Source organism: Pseudomonas sp. IT-P258, assembly GCF_949767825.1.
In the GTDB taxonomy this organism is placed as follows: domain Bacteria; phylum Pseudomonadota; class Gammaproteobacteria; order Pseudomonadales; family Pseudomonadaceae; genus Aquipseudomonas; species Aquipseudomonas monachiensis.
This window is the reverse complement of sequence record NZ_CATKPU010000098.1, coordinates 193,589-209,291: the sequence shown is the minus strand read 5'-3', so window position 1 is coordinate 209,291 and position 15,703 is coordinate 193,589. Positions and strand designations below refer to the sequence as shown.

The 15,703-nt window shown below is 60.4% G+C and carries 19 protein-coding genes; 8 read left to right on the top strand and 11 right to left on the bottom strand.

The features are described from left to right. The first annotated feature begins 96 nt into the window (after positions 1–96). A complete protein-coding gene (locus ACM6G4_RS26960; RefSeq protein WP_223541079.1) occupies positions 97–507 on the top strand; it encodes a hypothetical protein in 411 nt (136 codons plus the stop codon). 2 nt (positions 508–509) lie between these two features. Continuing rightward, complete coding sequence (locus tag ACM6G4_RS26955; RefSeq protein ID WP_414914980.1) at positions 510–992, top strand: GreA/GreB family elongation factor; 483 nt, start codon at positions 510–512, stop codon at positions 990–992. A gap of 15 nt (positions 993–1,007) precedes the next feature. On the opposite strand, the gene cysB is transcribed toward ACM6G4_RS26955, so the two are convergent. The 5 genes from cysB to ACM6G4_RS26930 form a co-directional block, all read right to left on the bottom strand. Then, entirely contained in the window at positions 1,008–1,982 is a 975-nt protein-coding gene (gene cysB, locus ACM6G4_RS26950; RefSeq protein ID WP_015094029.1) for an HTH-type transcriptional regulator CysB, read from the bottom strand. A 113-nt stretch (positions 1,983–2,095) separates the two neighbouring features. Further along, positions 2,096–2,599 carry a universal stress protein gene (locus ACM6G4_RS26945; protein WP_056727114.1) on the bottom strand — a complete coding sequence of 168 codons (504 nt, stop codon included), beginning with the start codon at positions 2,597–2,599 and terminating at the stop codon, positions 2,096–2,098. Positions 2,600–2,694: 95 nt separating this feature from the next. Continuing rightward, positions 2,695–3,600 carry a 5'-nucleotidase gene (locus ACM6G4_RS26940; RefSeq protein WP_110659447.1) on the bottom strand — a complete coding sequence of 302 codons (906 nt, stop codon included), beginning with the start codon at positions 3,598–3,600 and terminating at the stop codon, positions 2,695–2,697. Between the two features lie 25 nt (positions 3,601–3,625). Continuing rightward, positions 3,626–4,579 carry a putative 2-dehydropantoate 2-reductase gene (locus tag ACM6G4_RS26935; RefSeq protein WP_414914979.1) on the bottom strand — a complete coding sequence of 318 codons (954 nt, stop codon included), beginning with the start codon at positions 4,577–4,579 and terminating at the stop codon, positions 3,626–3,628. Continuing rightward, positions 4,576–4,962, bottom strand: a complete 387-nt coding sequence (locus tag ACM6G4_RS26930; RefSeq protein ID WP_056727117.1) for a thioredoxin family protein — start codon at positions 4,960–4,962, stop codon at positions 4,576–4,578. Before ACM6G4_RS26930 ends, ACM6G4_RS26935 begins: the two co-directional genes overlap by 4 nt. On the opposite strand from ACM6G4_RS26930, the gene ACM6G4_RS26925 reads away from it, so the two are divergent. Together ACM6G4_RS26925 and ACM6G4_RS26920 are read left to right on the top strand one after the other, a co-directional pair. Beyond that, positions 4,961–5,404 (top strand): PilZ domain-containing protein, encoded by a 444-nt coding sequence (locus ACM6G4_RS26925; protein ID WP_082563014.1) that lies wholly within the window; start codon positions 4,961–4,963, stop codon positions 5,402–5,404. The genes ACM6G4_RS26930 and ACM6G4_RS26925 overlap by 2 nt on opposite strands. A gap of 187 nt (positions 5,405–5,591) precedes the next feature. Beyond that, positions 5,592–6,668 carry a 3-deoxy-7-phosphoheptulonate synthase gene (locus tag ACM6G4_RS26920; protein WP_007973561.1) on the top strand — a complete coding sequence of 359 codons (1,077 nt, stop codon included), beginning with the start codon at positions 5,592–5,594 and terminating at the stop codon, positions 6,666–6,668. Between the two features lie 85 nt (positions 6,669–6,753). On the opposite strand, the gene ACM6G4_RS26915 is transcribed toward ACM6G4_RS26920, so the two are convergent. Then, the gene (locus tag ACM6G4_RS26915; protein ID WP_414914978.1) at positions 6,754–7,041 is read right to left on the bottom strand and encodes a GNAT family N-acetyltransferase; all 288 of its coding nucleotides are present in this window, start codon (positions 7,039–7,041) and stop codon (positions 6,754–6,756) included. A 638-nt stretch (positions 7,042–7,679) separates the two neighbouring features. Here ACM6G4_RS26915 and oprI point away from each other — a divergent pair. Next, entirely contained in the window at positions 7,680–7,931 is a 252-nt protein-coding gene (gene oprI, locus ACM6G4_RS26910; protein WP_003199355.1) for an outer membrane lipoprotei OprI, read from the top strand. A gap of 123 nt (positions 7,932–8,054) precedes the next feature. Here oprI and ACM6G4_RS26905 read toward each other — a convergent pair whose 3' ends face one another. The 3 genes from ACM6G4_RS26905 to ACM6G4_RS26895 all read right to left on the bottom strand — a co-directional run bounded on the left by ACM6G4_RS26905 (position 8,055) and on the right by ACM6G4_RS26895 (position 10,976). Continuing rightward, complete coding sequence (locus ACM6G4_RS26905) at positions 8,055–9,029, bottom strand: L,D-transpeptidase family protein (RefSeq protein WP_056727119.1); 975 nt, start codon at positions 9,027–9,029, stop codon at positions 8,055–8,057. Between the two features lie 991 nt (positions 9,030–10,020). Beyond that, positions 10,021–10,314, bottom strand: a complete 294-nt coding sequence (locus tag ACM6G4_RS26900; RefSeq protein WP_007991769.1) for a hypothetical protein — start codon at positions 10,312–10,314, stop codon at positions 10,021–10,023. Between the two features lie 56 nt (positions 10,315–10,370). Continuing rightward, on the bottom strand, positions 10,371–10,976 hold the full coding sequence (locus ACM6G4_RS26895) for an arylesterase (protein WP_414914977.1): 606 nt from the start codon (positions 10,974–10,976) through the stop codon (positions 10,371–10,373). A 10-nt stretch (positions 10,977–10,986) separates the two neighbouring features. On the opposite strand from ACM6G4_RS26895, the gene ACM6G4_RS26890 reads away from it, so the two are divergent. The 3 genes from ACM6G4_RS26890 to greB are packed head-to-tail and all read left to right on the top strand — an operon-like array spanning position 10,987 to position 14,706. Continuing rightward, complete coding sequence (locus tag ACM6G4_RS26890) at positions 10,987–11,670, top strand: ABC transporter ATP-binding protein (RefSeq protein WP_046043370.1); 684 nt, start codon at positions 10,987–10,989, stop codon at positions 11,668–11,670. Continuing rightward, a complete protein-coding gene (locus ACM6G4_RS26885) occupies positions 11,670–14,174 on the top strand; it encodes an ABC transporter permease (RefSeq protein WP_414914976.1) in 2,505 nt (834 codons plus the stop codon). Before ACM6G4_RS26890 ends, ACM6G4_RS26885 begins: the two co-directional genes overlap by 1 nt. 34 nt (positions 14,175–14,208) lie before the next feature. Then, complete coding sequence (gene greB, locus ACM6G4_RS26880; protein WP_007973570.1) at positions 14,209–14,706, top strand: transcription elongation factor GreB; 498 nt, start codon at positions 14,209–14,211, stop codon at positions 14,704–14,706. A gap of 3 nt (positions 14,707–14,709) precedes the next feature. Here greB and ACM6G4_RS26875 read toward each other — a convergent pair whose 3' ends face one another. After that, positions 14,710–15,018, bottom strand: a complete 309-nt coding sequence (locus ACM6G4_RS26875; protein WP_056727122.1) for a hypothetical protein — start codon at positions 15,016–15,018, stop codon at positions 14,710–14,712. A gap of 245 nt (positions 15,019–15,263) precedes the next feature. Next, a complete protein-coding gene (locus ACM6G4_RS26870; protein WP_056727123.1) occupies positions 15,264–15,698 on the bottom strand; it encodes a DoxX family protein in 435 nt (144 codons plus the stop codon). Between the last annotated feature and the right edge of the window lie 5 nt (positions 15,699–15,703).

Below are 15,703 nucleotides of genomic sequence, written 5' to 3'. Positions count from 1 at the left end.
TTGTCCGCATAAATTACCCCGTGCAGAAGAGCCGACGGCGATTATTCTTCATGCGACAATCGCTACCCGCCAGTCACCTTTCGCCAGGAGGCAACCATGCCCCACAGCCCCACTCCGCGCCGATCCTTCCCGATCAGCCTTAGCGCCCTGCAACTGACAGGCAGTATCGCCCTCGGCATGTGGCTCGGGTTCATTGCCATTGTGTTGACCTGCTGGCTCGCGTCGCGCCTGCTGTTCAGCGAGCAACTCGCCCCGATCGCGGCAGCGGTAGAGCAACTGGCCCAACCACCCGCAGTGGCTCAACCGCTGCCGAACATTCCGTCACAGAGCCCGCTGTTCGAGCAATATGAAGAAAACCTGCGCAAGAACGAACAGCAGCAACGGCTTGATCAGGCACGCGGCAGCAGTCGCAACCTGGCCAACCCGAACTGTCAGTTCTGGCTGCAACAGGACCGGACTGCACCCAGCGAAAAAAGCCGCGCCAACGTCCTGCAATTCTGCGATTGATCATGAATAAGCAAACCGTCCACCAACTGATTCTCGACAAGCTGCGGATCGATCTCGACATCGCCGAGCGCGCCGCGCAAACCGCCTACGAAACGGCAACCCACGAAGAAAACATCGCCGAGAACAAGTACGACACCCTGGGGCTGGAAGCGTCCTATCTCGCGGCCGGACAAGCCAGGCGGGTCGAGGAAATTCGCCAGTCACTGAGCCTCTGTCAGAACCTGTCCCTGCGCCCGTATGACGATCAGCGGGGCATCGAAGTGGGCGCGCTGTTGGGGCTGGAGGACGAAAAGGGGCGCGAACAATGGCTGTTTCTGGCCCCCGATGCAGCCGGGCTGAAGGTCGACCTGGTGGGGCAACTGATTACCGTCATCACCCCGCGCTCACCGCTGGGCAAAAGCCTGCTGGGCAAGTTCGAGGGCGATGAGGTGGAGATCATGGTGGCTGGCGCTCGGCAACAGTTCGCTGTCACCGAGGTGGTTTGACCGGCAGAAACGCTGTCAGTGAACGGGCAGTTCTACGCCTTCGAACAGCTCTTCCAGCTCTTGCTTATTGTGGCACTGAATGGCCTTGGCCATGACTTCGCGGGTCAGGTGCGGCGCAAACTTCTCGATGAAGTCGCACATGAAACCCCGCAGGAAGGTGCCGCGACGGAAGCCGATCTTGGTCACGCTGGACTCGAACAGTTCGCTGGCATCGAGTACCACCAGGTCGCTGTCGAGCTTGGTATCGACAGCCATTTTCGCCACGATGCCCACGCCCAGACCCAGGCGAACATAGGTTTTGATCACGTCGGCGTCGGCGGCGGTGAACACCACTTTCGGCGTCAGGCCGCGATGGCTGAAGGCTTCGTCGAGTTTCGAACGGCCGGTGAAACCGAACACGTACGTCACGATCGGGTATTCGGCCAGGGCTTCGAGGGTCAGTTTCGACAGTTTGGTCAGCGGGTGGCCCTGAGGCACGACCACGCAACGGTTCCAGCGGTAGCACGGCATCATCACCAAATCACCGAACAGCTCGAGCGCTTCGGTGGCAATGGCGAAATCCACGGTGCCATCAGCCGCCATTTCGGCGATTTGCATCGGCGATCCCTGGTGCATGTGCAGGGCAACGTCCGGGTATTGCTTGATGAAATTGCTGATTACCGGCGGCAATGCATAACGCGCCTGGGTGTGAGTGGTGGCAATCGACAGGGTGCCTTTCTTCTCGTTGGAGAATTCCTGGGCGATCTGCTTGATGCTTTCAACCTTGCGCAGAATCTCGCCAGCAGTGGTGATGATGCGCTCGCCGGCCGGGGTAACGCGGGTCAGGTGCTTGCCGCTGCGAGCAAAAACCTCGACGCCCAGTTCGTCTTCCAGCAGACGGATCTGTTTGCTGATGCCGGGTTGAGAGGTGTAAAGGCTTTGGGCTGTAGCGGAAACGTTGAGGTCGTGGTGCGCCACTTCCCAGATGTAGCGCAATTGTTGAAGCTTCATATGAATCCCTCAAAGCAGGTAGACGCCACGGGCATCAGCGACGATATATAACTATATTAATGGCACGAAGAATAAATCTAGAACTTTTTTATCAGATTGCCACTATTCGTGTCCTAGCGGTCCCCTTGGCGACGACGTTGCACCAGCGGCACCAGATAGACCGGCACCTTGGACAGTTGCAACACACGGGCGGCGGTTCGCCCCAAAGGCGTTTCCGCACCGGCACCGTGGCTGTGACTACCTACGATCAACAAATCCACGGAGAGTTTCTGCGCCTGGTCCAGAATCACCTGCGACGGATCGCCCTGCAGCACCCGTACAGCCTGAATCCGCTCCAGATCGTGCTCCCCCTCATCCCCCAACTCCTCACGAAAACTGTCGAGCACCCGCTGCTCGATACTGGCGATCACCGTATTCAGGCCCTGGCTGTGAAACTCGTTCAGCGCCTGTTCATCGAGATAACTTTGCAGCACCGATTCGGCAAACAACCCCATGGGTTCAACCGCATGCACGACATACAAACTGGCATTGAAGGTCCTGGCCAGTTCCAGGGCATGCTGCATCACCACGGGCGCGTACAGGCCAAGGTCAGTGGCATACAGCATCGAACGAATCATATGACCTCCTCGACTGCCAACATGGCGCAGATTTGATTCAGCTTAGCAGTGCCTTGGCGACTGCGGCGTCCGGCGCAACGCATTGAACGGCGGGCTTAAACCTTTTGCTCGTTGCTTATGCCATGGGGCACATGACCGGTGGCGACGACTTCACGGGCCAATTCGCAGTGGCCGGCCTGATCGTCGAAAAACACGTCGGCCGCGAAGGCTTCGAGAAAGGCCGATTTGGTCAGGCCGCCGAGGAACAGCGACTCGTCGAGACGGATGTCCCATTCGCGCAACGTGCGAATGACCCGCTCATGGGCCGGTGCCGATCGTGCCGTGACCAGCGCGGTACGGATCGGACAGGCGTCCTCCGGGAACTCACGTTGCAACAGATTGAGGGCTGCGAGAAAGCCCTTGAACGGCCCTCCGCGCAACGGCTCGCGGGCGGCCTCACGTTCGCTGGCCTGAAAGGCTTCCAGACCACCGGCCTGATAAATGCGCTCCGACTCATCGGAAAACAGCACCGCGTCTCCGTCGAAGGCAATGCGCAACTCGTCGCTGGCCGCACGGCTGGCACCGCCCGACAGAATGGTCGCTGCCGCGAACCCGGCGTCCAGCGCATTGCGCACATCTTCAGCGTGGGTCGAGAGAAACAGGTCGCAGCCAAAAGCCTTGAGGTAGGGATACGGACTGCGCCCGCCGACAAAGGCCGCGCGGGAAATCGCCAGCCCGTAGTGGTCAATCGAGTTGAACACCCGCAGCCCGGTGTCGGCGCTGTTGCGCGACACCAGAATCACCTCGACCCGGGCGCGGCCGAGGCTGTTGTTGAGGTTCAGGAGTTTCTGCACCAACGGGAAGGCATCGCCGGGCTCGAGGATTTCGTCTTCGTGTTCGATCTGATACTGCCGGTACGCTTCGACGCCACTCGACAGGTAGACCTTGTGGCTTTCGCTCAGGTCGAACAGCGCCCGCGAAGAAATCGCCAGCACCAGCTTGTCGTCAATTGCCTTTGGCATGCCCTTCCCCCTCAGGTCGGTCGACTCAGGTGTTGCGTCGATCAATGAAACTCAAACTGCGATACAAGGCCTCGATGCGTGGCATTTCACACCCGGCTGCCTTCGCCGCCGCCAAAGGCCGGGCGTAAATCGCGGCCAGTTCCAGCGGTCGCTTGTGCAAATAATCGTGGTACATGCTCGGCCAGTAGTCGGGCATTTTCTCGGTCACCATGAACAAATGCTCGGCATACCCTGCCGGTACGTCGTGCCCGCAGGCAACAGCGCCTTGCACCACTTCAGCCATCAGCGCCTTGACCAGCTCGCGACTGTCGGCATCGGCCATCAACGGTGTAGTGCTCGCCCCCAGCAAAACCGAGAGACCGTTGTAAGGGATATTCCAGACCAGTTTTTGCCAACGCGCCTGATGTAAATTCGCCATGGCCTGGGAATCGAGGCCGGCGCTACGAAAAAGTCCGACGCCCTCCTCGACAATTGCGCTGCGTGCCGGTCCAACGGCGGGACCGCTGTGATAACCCACATGCACCGCGCCCAGTGCCTGATGGGTAATGACGCCCGGCGCCTCGCGATGGACGCAGATGTAGCACAGCCCTCCGAGCACATGCAGCGAATCGGGGAGCAACGCGCGCAGGCTGTCTTCGACATCCAGTCCGTTTTGCAGCAGCAGTACCTTGGCGTTCGGTGCCGCCGCCTGCAGGATGGCGGGTGCCAGATCGGCGTTGCTGGTGGTTTTCGCCCCCACCAGCAGCCAGTCGCAGGGCGGCATGTCTTCAGCGTTCGAATAAGCCTGCACCGGATTCAGTTTCAGCGCACCGTGGGGCGCGCTATCGACTTGCAACCCGTGCTCGGACACAGCGCAAAACTCGCTGCGCAGCAGAAAATGCACATCAAAACCGGCACGCGCCAGCATCACCCCGTAGAAACCGCCGATTGCGCCGGTCCCGATAATGCCGACCGTCGGCCTGGCAACTGCTCCCATCATGGCAACTCCTCTGCTGTTCGACTCAGCGCCTGGCGCACAGCCCGATTGAGCTCGATGTCGGTCAGGCGCGATTTCAGTGCTCCAAAGAATTCGCCGTCGCGAACGACAAACAGCGCCGGCAAGTGAAAGACCTGATAACGCTCGACCACCCCGCCGTTGTTGCCGGCATCGATCCAGCACAGTCGATCGACTGCCAGGTCGAGTGTCGGCAATTGCTCGCGGGCAAAACGGCAACCGGCGCAGCCGACACTGGTGAAAATAACCAGCGATACACCGCTCATCGCCAGCAGCCGTTGGTCGACGTCAAAATCGGTCAGTTCCAATTCGACCACTATACTGGAGGGAACAATGTCAGATGGCCGACACATGGAGTCTGTGTTCATGGGACGATTCATTCCTCACCCTGACGATGTGCCTGTCGAGTTAACGTTACTGAAACCTGAGTGTATTTCGCGACGACAGCTGCACACTATCAGTCTCGGGGGCATGGCTTGCAATTATCACCGCGCGTGGCGCCACGGCACGGCGCTGGAGGTACGCATGCCGACCGTGAACCCGGACATGCGCTACCTGGGCTATGTGGCCTGGTGCCTGCGACGCAAGCGTGGTTATCTGGTAGGCATCGCTTTCGTCGACGAACAAACGCTGTTCAGCGCCCGAATGGGCGAGCAGGTGTGCCAGATCGAACGCTACTGCCGCCTGCATGACACCCACGAAGACTTGCAGGATATCCAGGCCCTGGCCCTCGAATGGGTCCAGGAGCATGCCGACGAGTTCTCTCACGACTCGGTCCGCAAGGCTTTTGCGCAGCCGGTGCTGGAATAGAGGCATTCTTGATCGATTTGCGCCTCGCGGCAGGGAAACTGACTGCGAAACCCCACCAAACCGGCGTCTGCCCATTGTCGAGCCACGGTGTAACGCGCTAAGGTTCGGCTCCCCGACGCGCTTAATTTGCTGTGCTCCGCCGCGCGGGTTCGCTGGCGGCCGGCACCCGTGACCTGACGAGTAAACGATGGCTGATTTACCGATCAACGACCTAAACGTCGCCTCCAACGAGACTCTGATCACTCCCGATCAGCTCAAGCGCGATATTCCCCTGAGCGACGCCGCACTGCGCACCGTCACCAAGGGCCGCGAAGTCATTCGCAACATTCTGGACGGCACCGACCACCGCCTGTTCGTCGTGATCGGGCCTTGCTCGATCCACGACATCAAGGCCGCCCACGAATATGCCGAGCGCCTGAAGGTGCTCGCTGCCGAAGTGTCCGATACCCTGTATCTGGTCATGCGCGTGTATTTCGAGAAGCCACGTACCACCGTCGGCTGGAAAGGCTTGATCAACGACCCTTACCTGGACGACTCGTTCAAGATCCAGGACGGCTTGCACATCGGTCGCCAGTTGCTGCTGGACCTGGCCGAAAAAGGCCTGCCGACCGCCACCGAAGCCCTCGACCCGATCTCCCCGCAATACTTGCAGGACCTGATCAGCTGGTCGGCCATCGGCGCGCGCACCACCGAATCCCAGACGCACCGTGAAATGGCCTCCGGCCTGTCCTCGGCCGTCGGCTTCAAGAATGGCACCGATGGCGGCCTGACCGTGGCGATCAACGCCCTGCAGTCGGTTTCCAGCCCGCACCGCTTCCTGGGCATCAACCAGGAAGGTGGCGTGTCGATCGTGACCACCAAGGGCAATGCCTACGGTCACGTGGTGCTGCGCGGCGGCAACGGCAAGCCGAACTACGATTCGGTCAGTGTTGCGCTCTGCGAGCAGGCGCTGAACAAGGCGAAGATCAAGCCGAACATCATGGTCGATTGCAGCCACGCCAACTCCAACAAGGATCCGGCCCTGCAACCGCTGGTGATGGAGAACGTCGCCAACCAGATCCTCGAAGGCAACAAGTCGATTATCGGCCTGATGGTAGAAAGCCACCTGAACTGGGGCGCCCAGGCGATCCCGAAAGACCTCGCCGACCTGCAATATGGCGTGTCGATCACCGACGCCTGCATCGACTGGACCGCGACCGAAAACACCTTGCGCAGCATGCATGCCAAGCTCAAGGACGTGCTGCCTAAACGCGATCGCAGCTGATCGCCTGTCTGGCGGCGCAAAAAGCGCAAACAAAAAAACGCCGGGCTGAACCCGGCGTTTTTTTATGCGTTCGTTTTGTTGAAGGTCACTGACTCAGCTTGGTCGCATGCCGCTGGTGACGCTCCATGTAGCGCTCGACGTAGGAGCACGATGGGATGACGGTGTAGCCCATTTCGTCAGCGTACTCCAGCGCCTTCTCGGTCAAGGCTGCCGCAATACCGCGACCACGCAATGCGTTGGGCACGAAGGTGCGATAGATATCCAGGGTCTGCTTCCCCAGATCCATATAGGTCAGATAGGCACGATGACCGTCCACATTGGTCTCGAACTGATGACCAGCCTGGTCATGGTGGATGGACAACGCCTCGCTCATCACTACTCCTCGCGGGTCTGGAATTCCGACCCCTACCTTACCGATGTTTTTCCGGCGAAGGAACATCTACGCCACCCCGTGCCTGAATGGACACCGAGAAGAGCTGCACCGATCTCGCGCTACCGAGCACGTACAAATAGTAGGCACCATTGGCGGAAATGCTCAAGGTGCGCTCGTCATCGTGCGGGTTGGCGGGTGCTGCTCCGGATCACGCAGGATTGGTTCGACCCAAGATCGCTCGGGGTCGATAGCCTGTACATTGCCGGATGTTGAGACTTAAGACGAGCGCCCGTTGTTAAAGTCACCTGAACATCGAGAAAGATATTGAGAGGCGCCACACAAAAGCCGAACAAAAGTGTAGACGAATCCATGTAGGCGGACTTTAGCCAGACTGAAAAACAGCGCCGTGTCGCAGGAACTTTTTCTCATCAGCTCGCTCAGCCACGGGCCTTGCAGCTGGATATTTTTTAAACAATTCAGTTAAAAGTTGCTCGAAAAAGAATCAACGCCTACAATTTTTTTTGCTTCTTGCGTCACGTCAGTTTTACTTACTACAAGTAATGGGTAGTATGTACGCCGGCTATTTCCTCAATCGGAGGAGATAGCTACTTAATAGAAAGTCCTTGAAGGGGAACACGATGAACAACGTTCTGAAATTCTCTGCTCTGGCTCTGGCCGCAGTTCTGGCTACCGGTTGCAGCAGCGCATCGAAAGAAACCGAAGCACGTCTGACCGCTACTGAAGACGCAGCTGCTCGCTCCCAGGCTCGTGCAGACGAAGCTTACCGTAAAGCTGATGAAGCTCTGGCTGCTGCTCAAAAAGCACAACAGACTGCTGACGAAGCTAACGAGCGTGCACTGCGCATGCTGGACAAAGCTAGCCGCAAGTAATAATCCTTCGGGATTGTTATCAAGCCGACCCATTTTTTGGGTCGGCTTTTTTATTGCCTGGCGTTTCTCCAGACAATAAAAAACCCGTCGACGCGGTCCGCGCCGACGGGCCCTTTGCCAGCCTTACTGCAGCGGGTCGATCGGCATACTCGACACCATCGGCGCAACGCCGTTGCCCGGCACAGCGATCTCAACCGGCAGGCCGTCTTCAGCGGCGACCACATCACGCACCACATCCCAGTTCATGCGCAGGTTGTTGGTGATGTCTTCACGCTTGAGCATCGCATTGATGACGGAGGTGTGCTTGTCGACCACCGACGGGTTGCCCTTGTCGTCCAGCGGCGTATGCGCCTCCAGATAGACCTTGCCGCCACTCAGGCCGAACTTGTACGGGTCGTTGATGATCCGCACCGACGTACCGACCGGCACCATGCCCGCCATTTCCAGCACGTTATTGTTGAACATGCGGAAGCAACCGTGGCTGGTGCGCATGCCGATACCGAACTTCTTATTCGAACCGTGGATCAGGTAGCCCGGTGTGCCCAGGGTGAACTTGAACGGCCCCAGAGGGTTGTCAGGGCCGGCCGGCACGACATTGGGCAGCGGATCACCGTCTGCTGCGTGCTCGGCCTTGATCGAAGCCGGAGGCGTCCAGGTCGGATTAGGTGTCTTGGCAATGATGCTGGTGTGGGCAATCGGCGAGCCCCAGCCTTCACGACCGATACCCAGCGGGAACGTGTACACCACGTTCTTGCCTTTCGGGTAGTAGTAGAGGCGGTACTCGGCCAGGTTGATCACGATGCCTTCACGGGGGCCTGGTGGCAGGATGAAGCGGGTCGGCAGGATGATTTCCGTGCCGGCGCCTGGCAACCAGGCATCGACACCCGGGTTGGCCGCGACCATTTCCGTGTAGCCCAGATCGTAGGCGGTACCAAGGTCGGCGAAGGTATCTTCGTACTTGGCCTTGATCACCTGCACCTGGCCGATGATGTCCTCACCTGGCGGTGGCAGGGGAAACTCCAATGCTGCGACTGGACCGGCCACAAAGAGGGCGGCAAGAGTCAGGCAGCGGGTGACGGCAGGAAAGCGCGGCAACATCCGGAAAATCCTTCGCATGATCAACAGAGATATAAGAGCGCGATTGTACACCGCTGTCTGTTATTTCGGGGAGATCGCCCGATTGCAGGCAGTGCAAGGCGATTTTGCGATTATCCTCGATCCCAGATTGGGTCCCCGGTTTTACTCGGGACTTGTGCCCACTGGGGATCCCTGTGGGAGCGAGCTTGGTCCGGGCGGCGTTCCGACGATGGCTATGTGTCAGGCGGCATGGATTTTTGAGGGTGTACATATCCGTTGCTGCGGTAACGGCCTCTGGCGGTTCCGCTCTTACAGCGGGTCACTTTGAAAAGCCTGCGCGGCCCGGCGCAAAGTAACCAAACGCTCTTGCCCCTGACATTCGGCCTCACGAGGGGGCGTACACCGCAAAAGCGGCCGAGGCGGCCTACCGGCCCGACCTGCTCGCGGGTTTCGTTCGTCTGGGAGGTACCTGGTGACCGGCAGGCCGCCTTCGCGAGCAAGCTCGCTCCCACAGTTGATCCGGGTATATCTGAAAAAAATTGGTCGGCTGTCAGGCCGCCATCGTCGGAACGCCGCCCGGACCAAGCCTGCTCCCACAGAAGAGCAAAGGCAGATCGGCGTACACCTTCGCTCTTCACCACTCATCAGGCCGAGCGTTAGCTCGCCTGCAGCTCTTGATCTTGATCCACCCGCCCCCTCGGGAGGCTGAGTGGAGGTGTTCATCCGGGGATGGGCGCGCAGCGCCGTTCGACGCAGTCGAACTCATTGCATGTAGGTCGTCGCGAAGCAGACCGGAGGGCAATGCCCCCGGATGGATACCGGAGCGAAGGAACCCCGAGCCTTAGCGAGGGGCCGTACGTTCGGGGCGAGCGCTTTTGGTTACTTTTAAGGCGCTTGTTAAAAGTGACTCGCCGTAAGGGCGAAACCATAAGTCGCCGTTACCGCAGCAACGGATATGTACACGGTCAACAAAAGACAGGTCGGCTCGAAGGCCGCCTCGACTCCTGACGGATCAAAGCTCGAACCGCAGTTCAGGCCAGATCGGCGACGTCCCCCGCTTCTGCGACTCAAGAATGGCCCGGCACAGCGAACACAGCCGCTGGTCCTGAAACACCCGGCGATCAACACTCGACCAGCGAGGCGAAGCCGGCAACAGGCTGCCACACAGGGTCCGGTCCGCCGAGCCGCCCAACTCCAGCTGACGGGTCACCAGATGCACCCGCACTTCCTGGCAGGCGAACAGATCCAGCTGTTCGTCAGGCTCGATCAGTTGATAGGCAAATAGTGACCAGGCGGGACGCGGCATCGGGGGCTCCAAATCGGGGGCGCCACCTTAGCCGAAAGCCTGCCTCTAGAAAAGTCTCATAACAGCGGTTTTAGGGTAGGCCAGACATTTTCCAGCAACTTGTCCTGGGCCCCGGCCGCCGGGTGCATGCCATCAGCCTGCATCAAGTCCGGATGACCGCCCACACCATCGAGGAAAAACGGCACCAGCGGGATCTTTTTCTCATCGGCCAGGTTGCTATAGACCTCGGCGAACGCCTTGGTGTAACGCGCACCATAATTAGGTGGCAATTGCATGCCGAGCAGCAACACCTTGGCACCGCTGGCCCGGGAGCTGTCGATCATCGAAGCAAGATTTTGTTGCAATTGAGTTGGCAGCATCCCGCGCAGGCCATCATTGCCGCCCAACTCGAGGATCACCAGTTCCGGTTTATGCTCTGCAAGCAGCGCGGGCAGGCGCGCCTGGCCTCCGGCACTGGTATCGCCACTGATGGACGCATTGATCACTTTGTCGTCGAAACCTTCGCGCCTGAGCCGTTGCTCAAGCAGCGACACCCACCCCAGCCGGGTATCCAGCCCGAAACCGGCGCTGATACTATCCCCAACGATCAGGACTGTACCCGCCGCTGCGTTTTGGGCCATGCACATCAAGGCCAGGCCAGCACTCAAAAACCAGACACGCATCGGACTCTCCATGGGCGCAAGCATTCTCATCGCGAAGGACCTTAGCAAAGTGGTTCCCAGCGCGGAAGGTGAACTGACCATCCTGCACCAACTCAGCCTGGAACTGAACAAGGGCGACAGCCTGGCCATCGTCGGCGCTTCGGGTTCCGGCAAGTCCACCCTGCTGGGCCTGCTCGCCGGCCTTGACCTGCCGAGCAGCGGCGAAGTCACCCTCGCCGGACAAGGCCTGAGCAACCTCGATGAAGACCAGCGCGCGCGCATCCGCGCCGAGCACGTGGGTTTTGTCTTTCAATCGTTTCAGTTGCTCGACAGTCTCAATGCCCTGGAAAACGTCATGCTGCCTCTGGAGCTCGATGGCCGCAAAGACGCCCGCGAACGCGCCACCCAATTGCTGCAACGGGTGGGACTGGGCCAACGCCTGACTCACTCGCCGCGCCAGCTCTCCGGCGGAGAGCAACAACGCGTGGCGATTGCCCGCGCGTTTGCCGCCGAGCCGGATGTGCTGTTCGCCGACGAACCGACCGGCAACCTCGACAGCCACACCGGCGAGCGCATCAGCGACTTGCTGTTCGAGCTCAACCAGGAGCGCGGCACGACCCTGGTGCTGGTGACTCACGATGAACGCTTGGCCCACCGCTGCCGGCGCCTGATCCGTCTTGAAGCCGGCCTGCTGGTCGCCCCTCTGGAGCCTTGATGGCACGTCTGCCGCTGTTGCGCCTGTTCAGCCTCGCCATCCGCCAATTGCTGCGTGATGCCCGCGCCGGTGAATTGCGCGTGTTGTTTTTCGCCTTGCTGGTGGCCGTGGCCGCCAGCACCGCCATTGGCTATTTCGGAGCCCGCCTGAACGGCGCCATGATGCTGCGCGCTACCGAATTCCTCGGTGCCGACCTGCTGCTCGAAGGCAGTTCGCCCGCGCGCCCCGAACAGATAAGAAGCGGTACCGAACTGGGTCTGGAACACGCTCAGGTGGTGGAGTTCTCCAGCGTCATCGCCACCGACAACGGCATCCAGCTGTCCAGCATCAAGGCGGCCGACGGCACCTACCCGCTACGCGGCGAATTGAAAAGCGCGCCCGCACCCTTTGCCACGGAAACAGTCGGTGGCGGACCGCGACCCGGAGAAGCCTGGGTCGAGGCACGCCTGTTGACCGCCCTGGACCTGAAGATCGGCGACAGCATCGATGTCGGCATGAAAGCCCTGAAACTGGCACGGGTGCTGACTTACGAACCCGACCGCGCCGGCAATTTCTACAGCTTGACGCCGCGAGTGCTGATCAACCTCGACGATCTTGCGGCCACCGGCGTGGTGCAGCCCGGCAGCCGGGTCAGCTATCGCGAATTATGGCGAGGCAACGCTCAGGTACTTGAGACGTATCGGCAACTGATCAAACCGGGGCTCGCCGCCAACCAGCGCTTGCAGGACGCCCGCGACGGCAATCGACAGATCGGCGGCGCCCTGGGCAAGGCCGAACGCTACCTGAACATGGCCAGCCTGGTGGCAGTGTTGTTGTCCGGCGTAGCGGTAGCGCTGTCGGCAACCCGCTTCGCCACCCGCCGGTTCGACGCCAGTGCCCTGCTGCGCTGCCTCGGGCTGTCGCGCCGGGAAACCATGGTGTTGTTCAGCCTGCAACTGACTGTGCTCGGGCTGCTGGCCAGCATCAGCGGTGCTCTCCTCGGTTGGCTCGCCCAACTGGGGTTGTTTGCCCTGCTGCATGACTTGTTGCCGACCGACGTGCCTCCGGGCGGGCTGTTTCCGGCAGTTGCCGGGATCGGCACCGGACTGGTGGCGCTGGCCGGTTTCGCCTTGCCGCCACTGGCGGCTCTGGGCCGGGTTCCGCCATTGCGCGTGCTGCGCCGGGACATGCTGCCGATCCCTTCCAGCACCTGGATGGTCTACGGCGCAGCGCTGGGCGCCCTCGGCCTGATCATGTGGCGCTTGAGCCTGGACCTGGTGCTGACCTTTGCCCTGCTCGGCGGCGGCGTAATTGCAGCACTGGTGCTGGGCGGCTTGTTACTGCTGCTGTTGAAGAGTCTGCGGCGCATGCTTGCCCGTGCACCCTTGCCCTGGCGTCTGGGACTGGGCCAACTGCTGCGTCATCCCCTCGCTGCCGCGGGCCAGTCCCTGGCATTCGGCCTGATTCTGCTGTCGATGGCGCTGATTGCGCTGCTGCGCGGCGAGTTGCTGGACACCTGGCAGAACCAGCTGCCGAAAAACGCACCGAACTACTTTGCGCTGAACATCCTGCCAGCGGACAAACAGGCCTTCACCGATCACCTGATTGCCGTGTCGGCGCAATCGGCTCCGCTGTACCCGGTGGTACCCGGGCGCTTGATCAACATCAACGGCGAGCCGGTGCAGCAAATCGTCACCAAGGAATCGGCAGGTGATCGGGCAATCCAGCGCGACCTGAGCCTGACCTGGGCCGCGGACCTGCCGACGGGCAACAAACTCACGGCCGGCAATTGGTGGAACGAACAGACGCCGGACGATGTTCCTGGCGTGTCGGTAGAGGGCAAGGTCGCCGAAAGCCTGAAGATCAAGCTCGGCGACCACCTGGTTTTCAGCGTTGGCGGGGTCAATCGCGAGGCGAAGGTCACCAGCCTGCGGGAGATCAACTGGGACAACTTCCAGCCTAATTTCTTCATGATCTTCCAGCCCGGCACCCTCAAGGATCTGCCAGCAACCTACCTGACCAGTTTCTATCTGGCATCGGGTCATGACCAACAGATTGTCGACCTGTCTCGCGCCTTCCCGGCGGTGACCATCCTGCAGGTAGAAGCCTTGCTGGAGCAACTGCGCAGCATCCTCGCCCAGGTGACCCTGGCGGTGGAGTACGTGTTGCTGTTCGTGTTGGCGGCGGGGATGGCGGTGCTGTTCTCCGGCCTGCAAGCGACGCTGGATGAACGCATTCGCCAAGGCGCGTTGCTGCGTGCGCTGGGGGCGGAGCGGCTACTGCTGGTCAAGGCTCGACGTATCGAGTTCGGCTTACTGGGCGCAGTCAGTGGCTTGCTGGCTGCGCTGGGTTCGGAAGTGGTGAGTTGGGTGCTCTACCGCTACGCCTTTGACCTGCCGTGGCATCCGCACCCGTGGCTGTTGGTGCTGCCACTGCTGGGCGCCGTGCTCATTGGTGGCGCCGGGGTGTTCGGCACCCGTCGGGCATTGAACACCAGCCCGCTGACAGTCCTGCGCGAGGGTTGATAGACTCCTGCCATTCTCACCACAAGAAGCTGTCATGAGCCGTTACCGCCCTCCCCGCACCGCTGGCACCGCGCTGATCACCCCCGAGGGAGAAGCGCGGATGCGCGCCGAGTTCCATGAGCTGTGGCATGTACGTCGGCCCCAGGTCACCCAGGCTGTCAGCGAAGCCGCGGCCCAGGGGGATCGCTCGGAGAACGCCGAATACACCTATGGCAAAAAGATGCTGCGAGAGATCGACAGCCGCGTGCGTTTTCTCACCAAACGCCTGGAAGCGCTCAAGGTTGTCAGCGAAAAACCCAGCGATCCGAACAAGGTCTATTTCGGCGCCTGGGTCACGATCGAAGACGAGGATGGCAAAGAGTCGCGCTACCGCATTGTCGGGCCCGATGAACTGGACCTCAAACAGGGCCTGATCAGCATCGACTCGCCCTTGGCTCGCGCCCTGATCGGCAAGGCACTGGACGCCGAAGTCCGGGTCCAGACACCGACCGGTGAACAGTGTGTGTATATTGTGGCGATCGACTACCCGTGAGTTTCAACGCCGGGTGATCAGCCCTTGCCGGGCAACGCGGGTCAGTTGCCGGATCACTTCAGGCGCATCTTCGAGGCTGGGGGACTGAATCACTGCCAGGTCGAAACTGTCGTCGGCAAAACGAGCGAGCGACTCACCGTCATCGACAAACTGGATCAGGAAGGCAGCGGGACCTCCGGTACGACGTGGCCAGCCATCGAGATAACGCAAGAGCGTCGGCTGATGTTTGCCGCCAAGCAGGATTTTTGGATTGCGCTGGGTCAGATGTGCCGTGATCGGCGCGGGACGTACAACGGCGTTTAGTGCATTCATTGGGTCGTGTCTCTGCCTCAAAAGTCTGCATGGCAGGTGAGAGGCAACACCGAACCAGCGCTTTAGCGGTATTTCGAAGCCTGTTCCGGCTTCTATCGGCAACTGGATGAGTCACCTGGCGCCCCGCAAGTAGCTGTTTAAATCGGCGCATGAGCAACATCCTAGAGAAGCTGACTGGACAGTGTCAAGAATGACACTCAACAAAAAAGGCCCGCAATGCGGGCCTTTTTGTTGAGCCAGAGGGGTCAGCCGGCGATGGCACGGTCCGCCGAGAGTTTGCCCGCACCTTCGATCAATACCGCGATACTGCCACCGAGCAATGCCAGGGCGAATTCATAACCGTTGTTGGCCATGAACAGACCATTGCTGATGTGCACCGAGAAAATCGCCACCAGCGACAGGAAGATCAGGCCCAGTGCGGCCGGGCGAACCAGCAAGCCGATGATCAGGGCCAGGCCGGCGAAGAACTCGGTGCCACCCGCCAGTGCCGCCATCAGGTAACCCGGCGTCAGTCCGAGGCTTTCCATGTACTGCGCGGTTCCAGCCAGACCATAGCCACCGAATGCCCCGAAGAGTTTCTGCGAGCCGTGAGCGGCGAAAACAATGCCGACCACGATGCGCAGAACGGTCAGGCCGTAGCCGGCGCGGGTAGACATTACCTTATTGATCAGAGTGCTCATGCTGC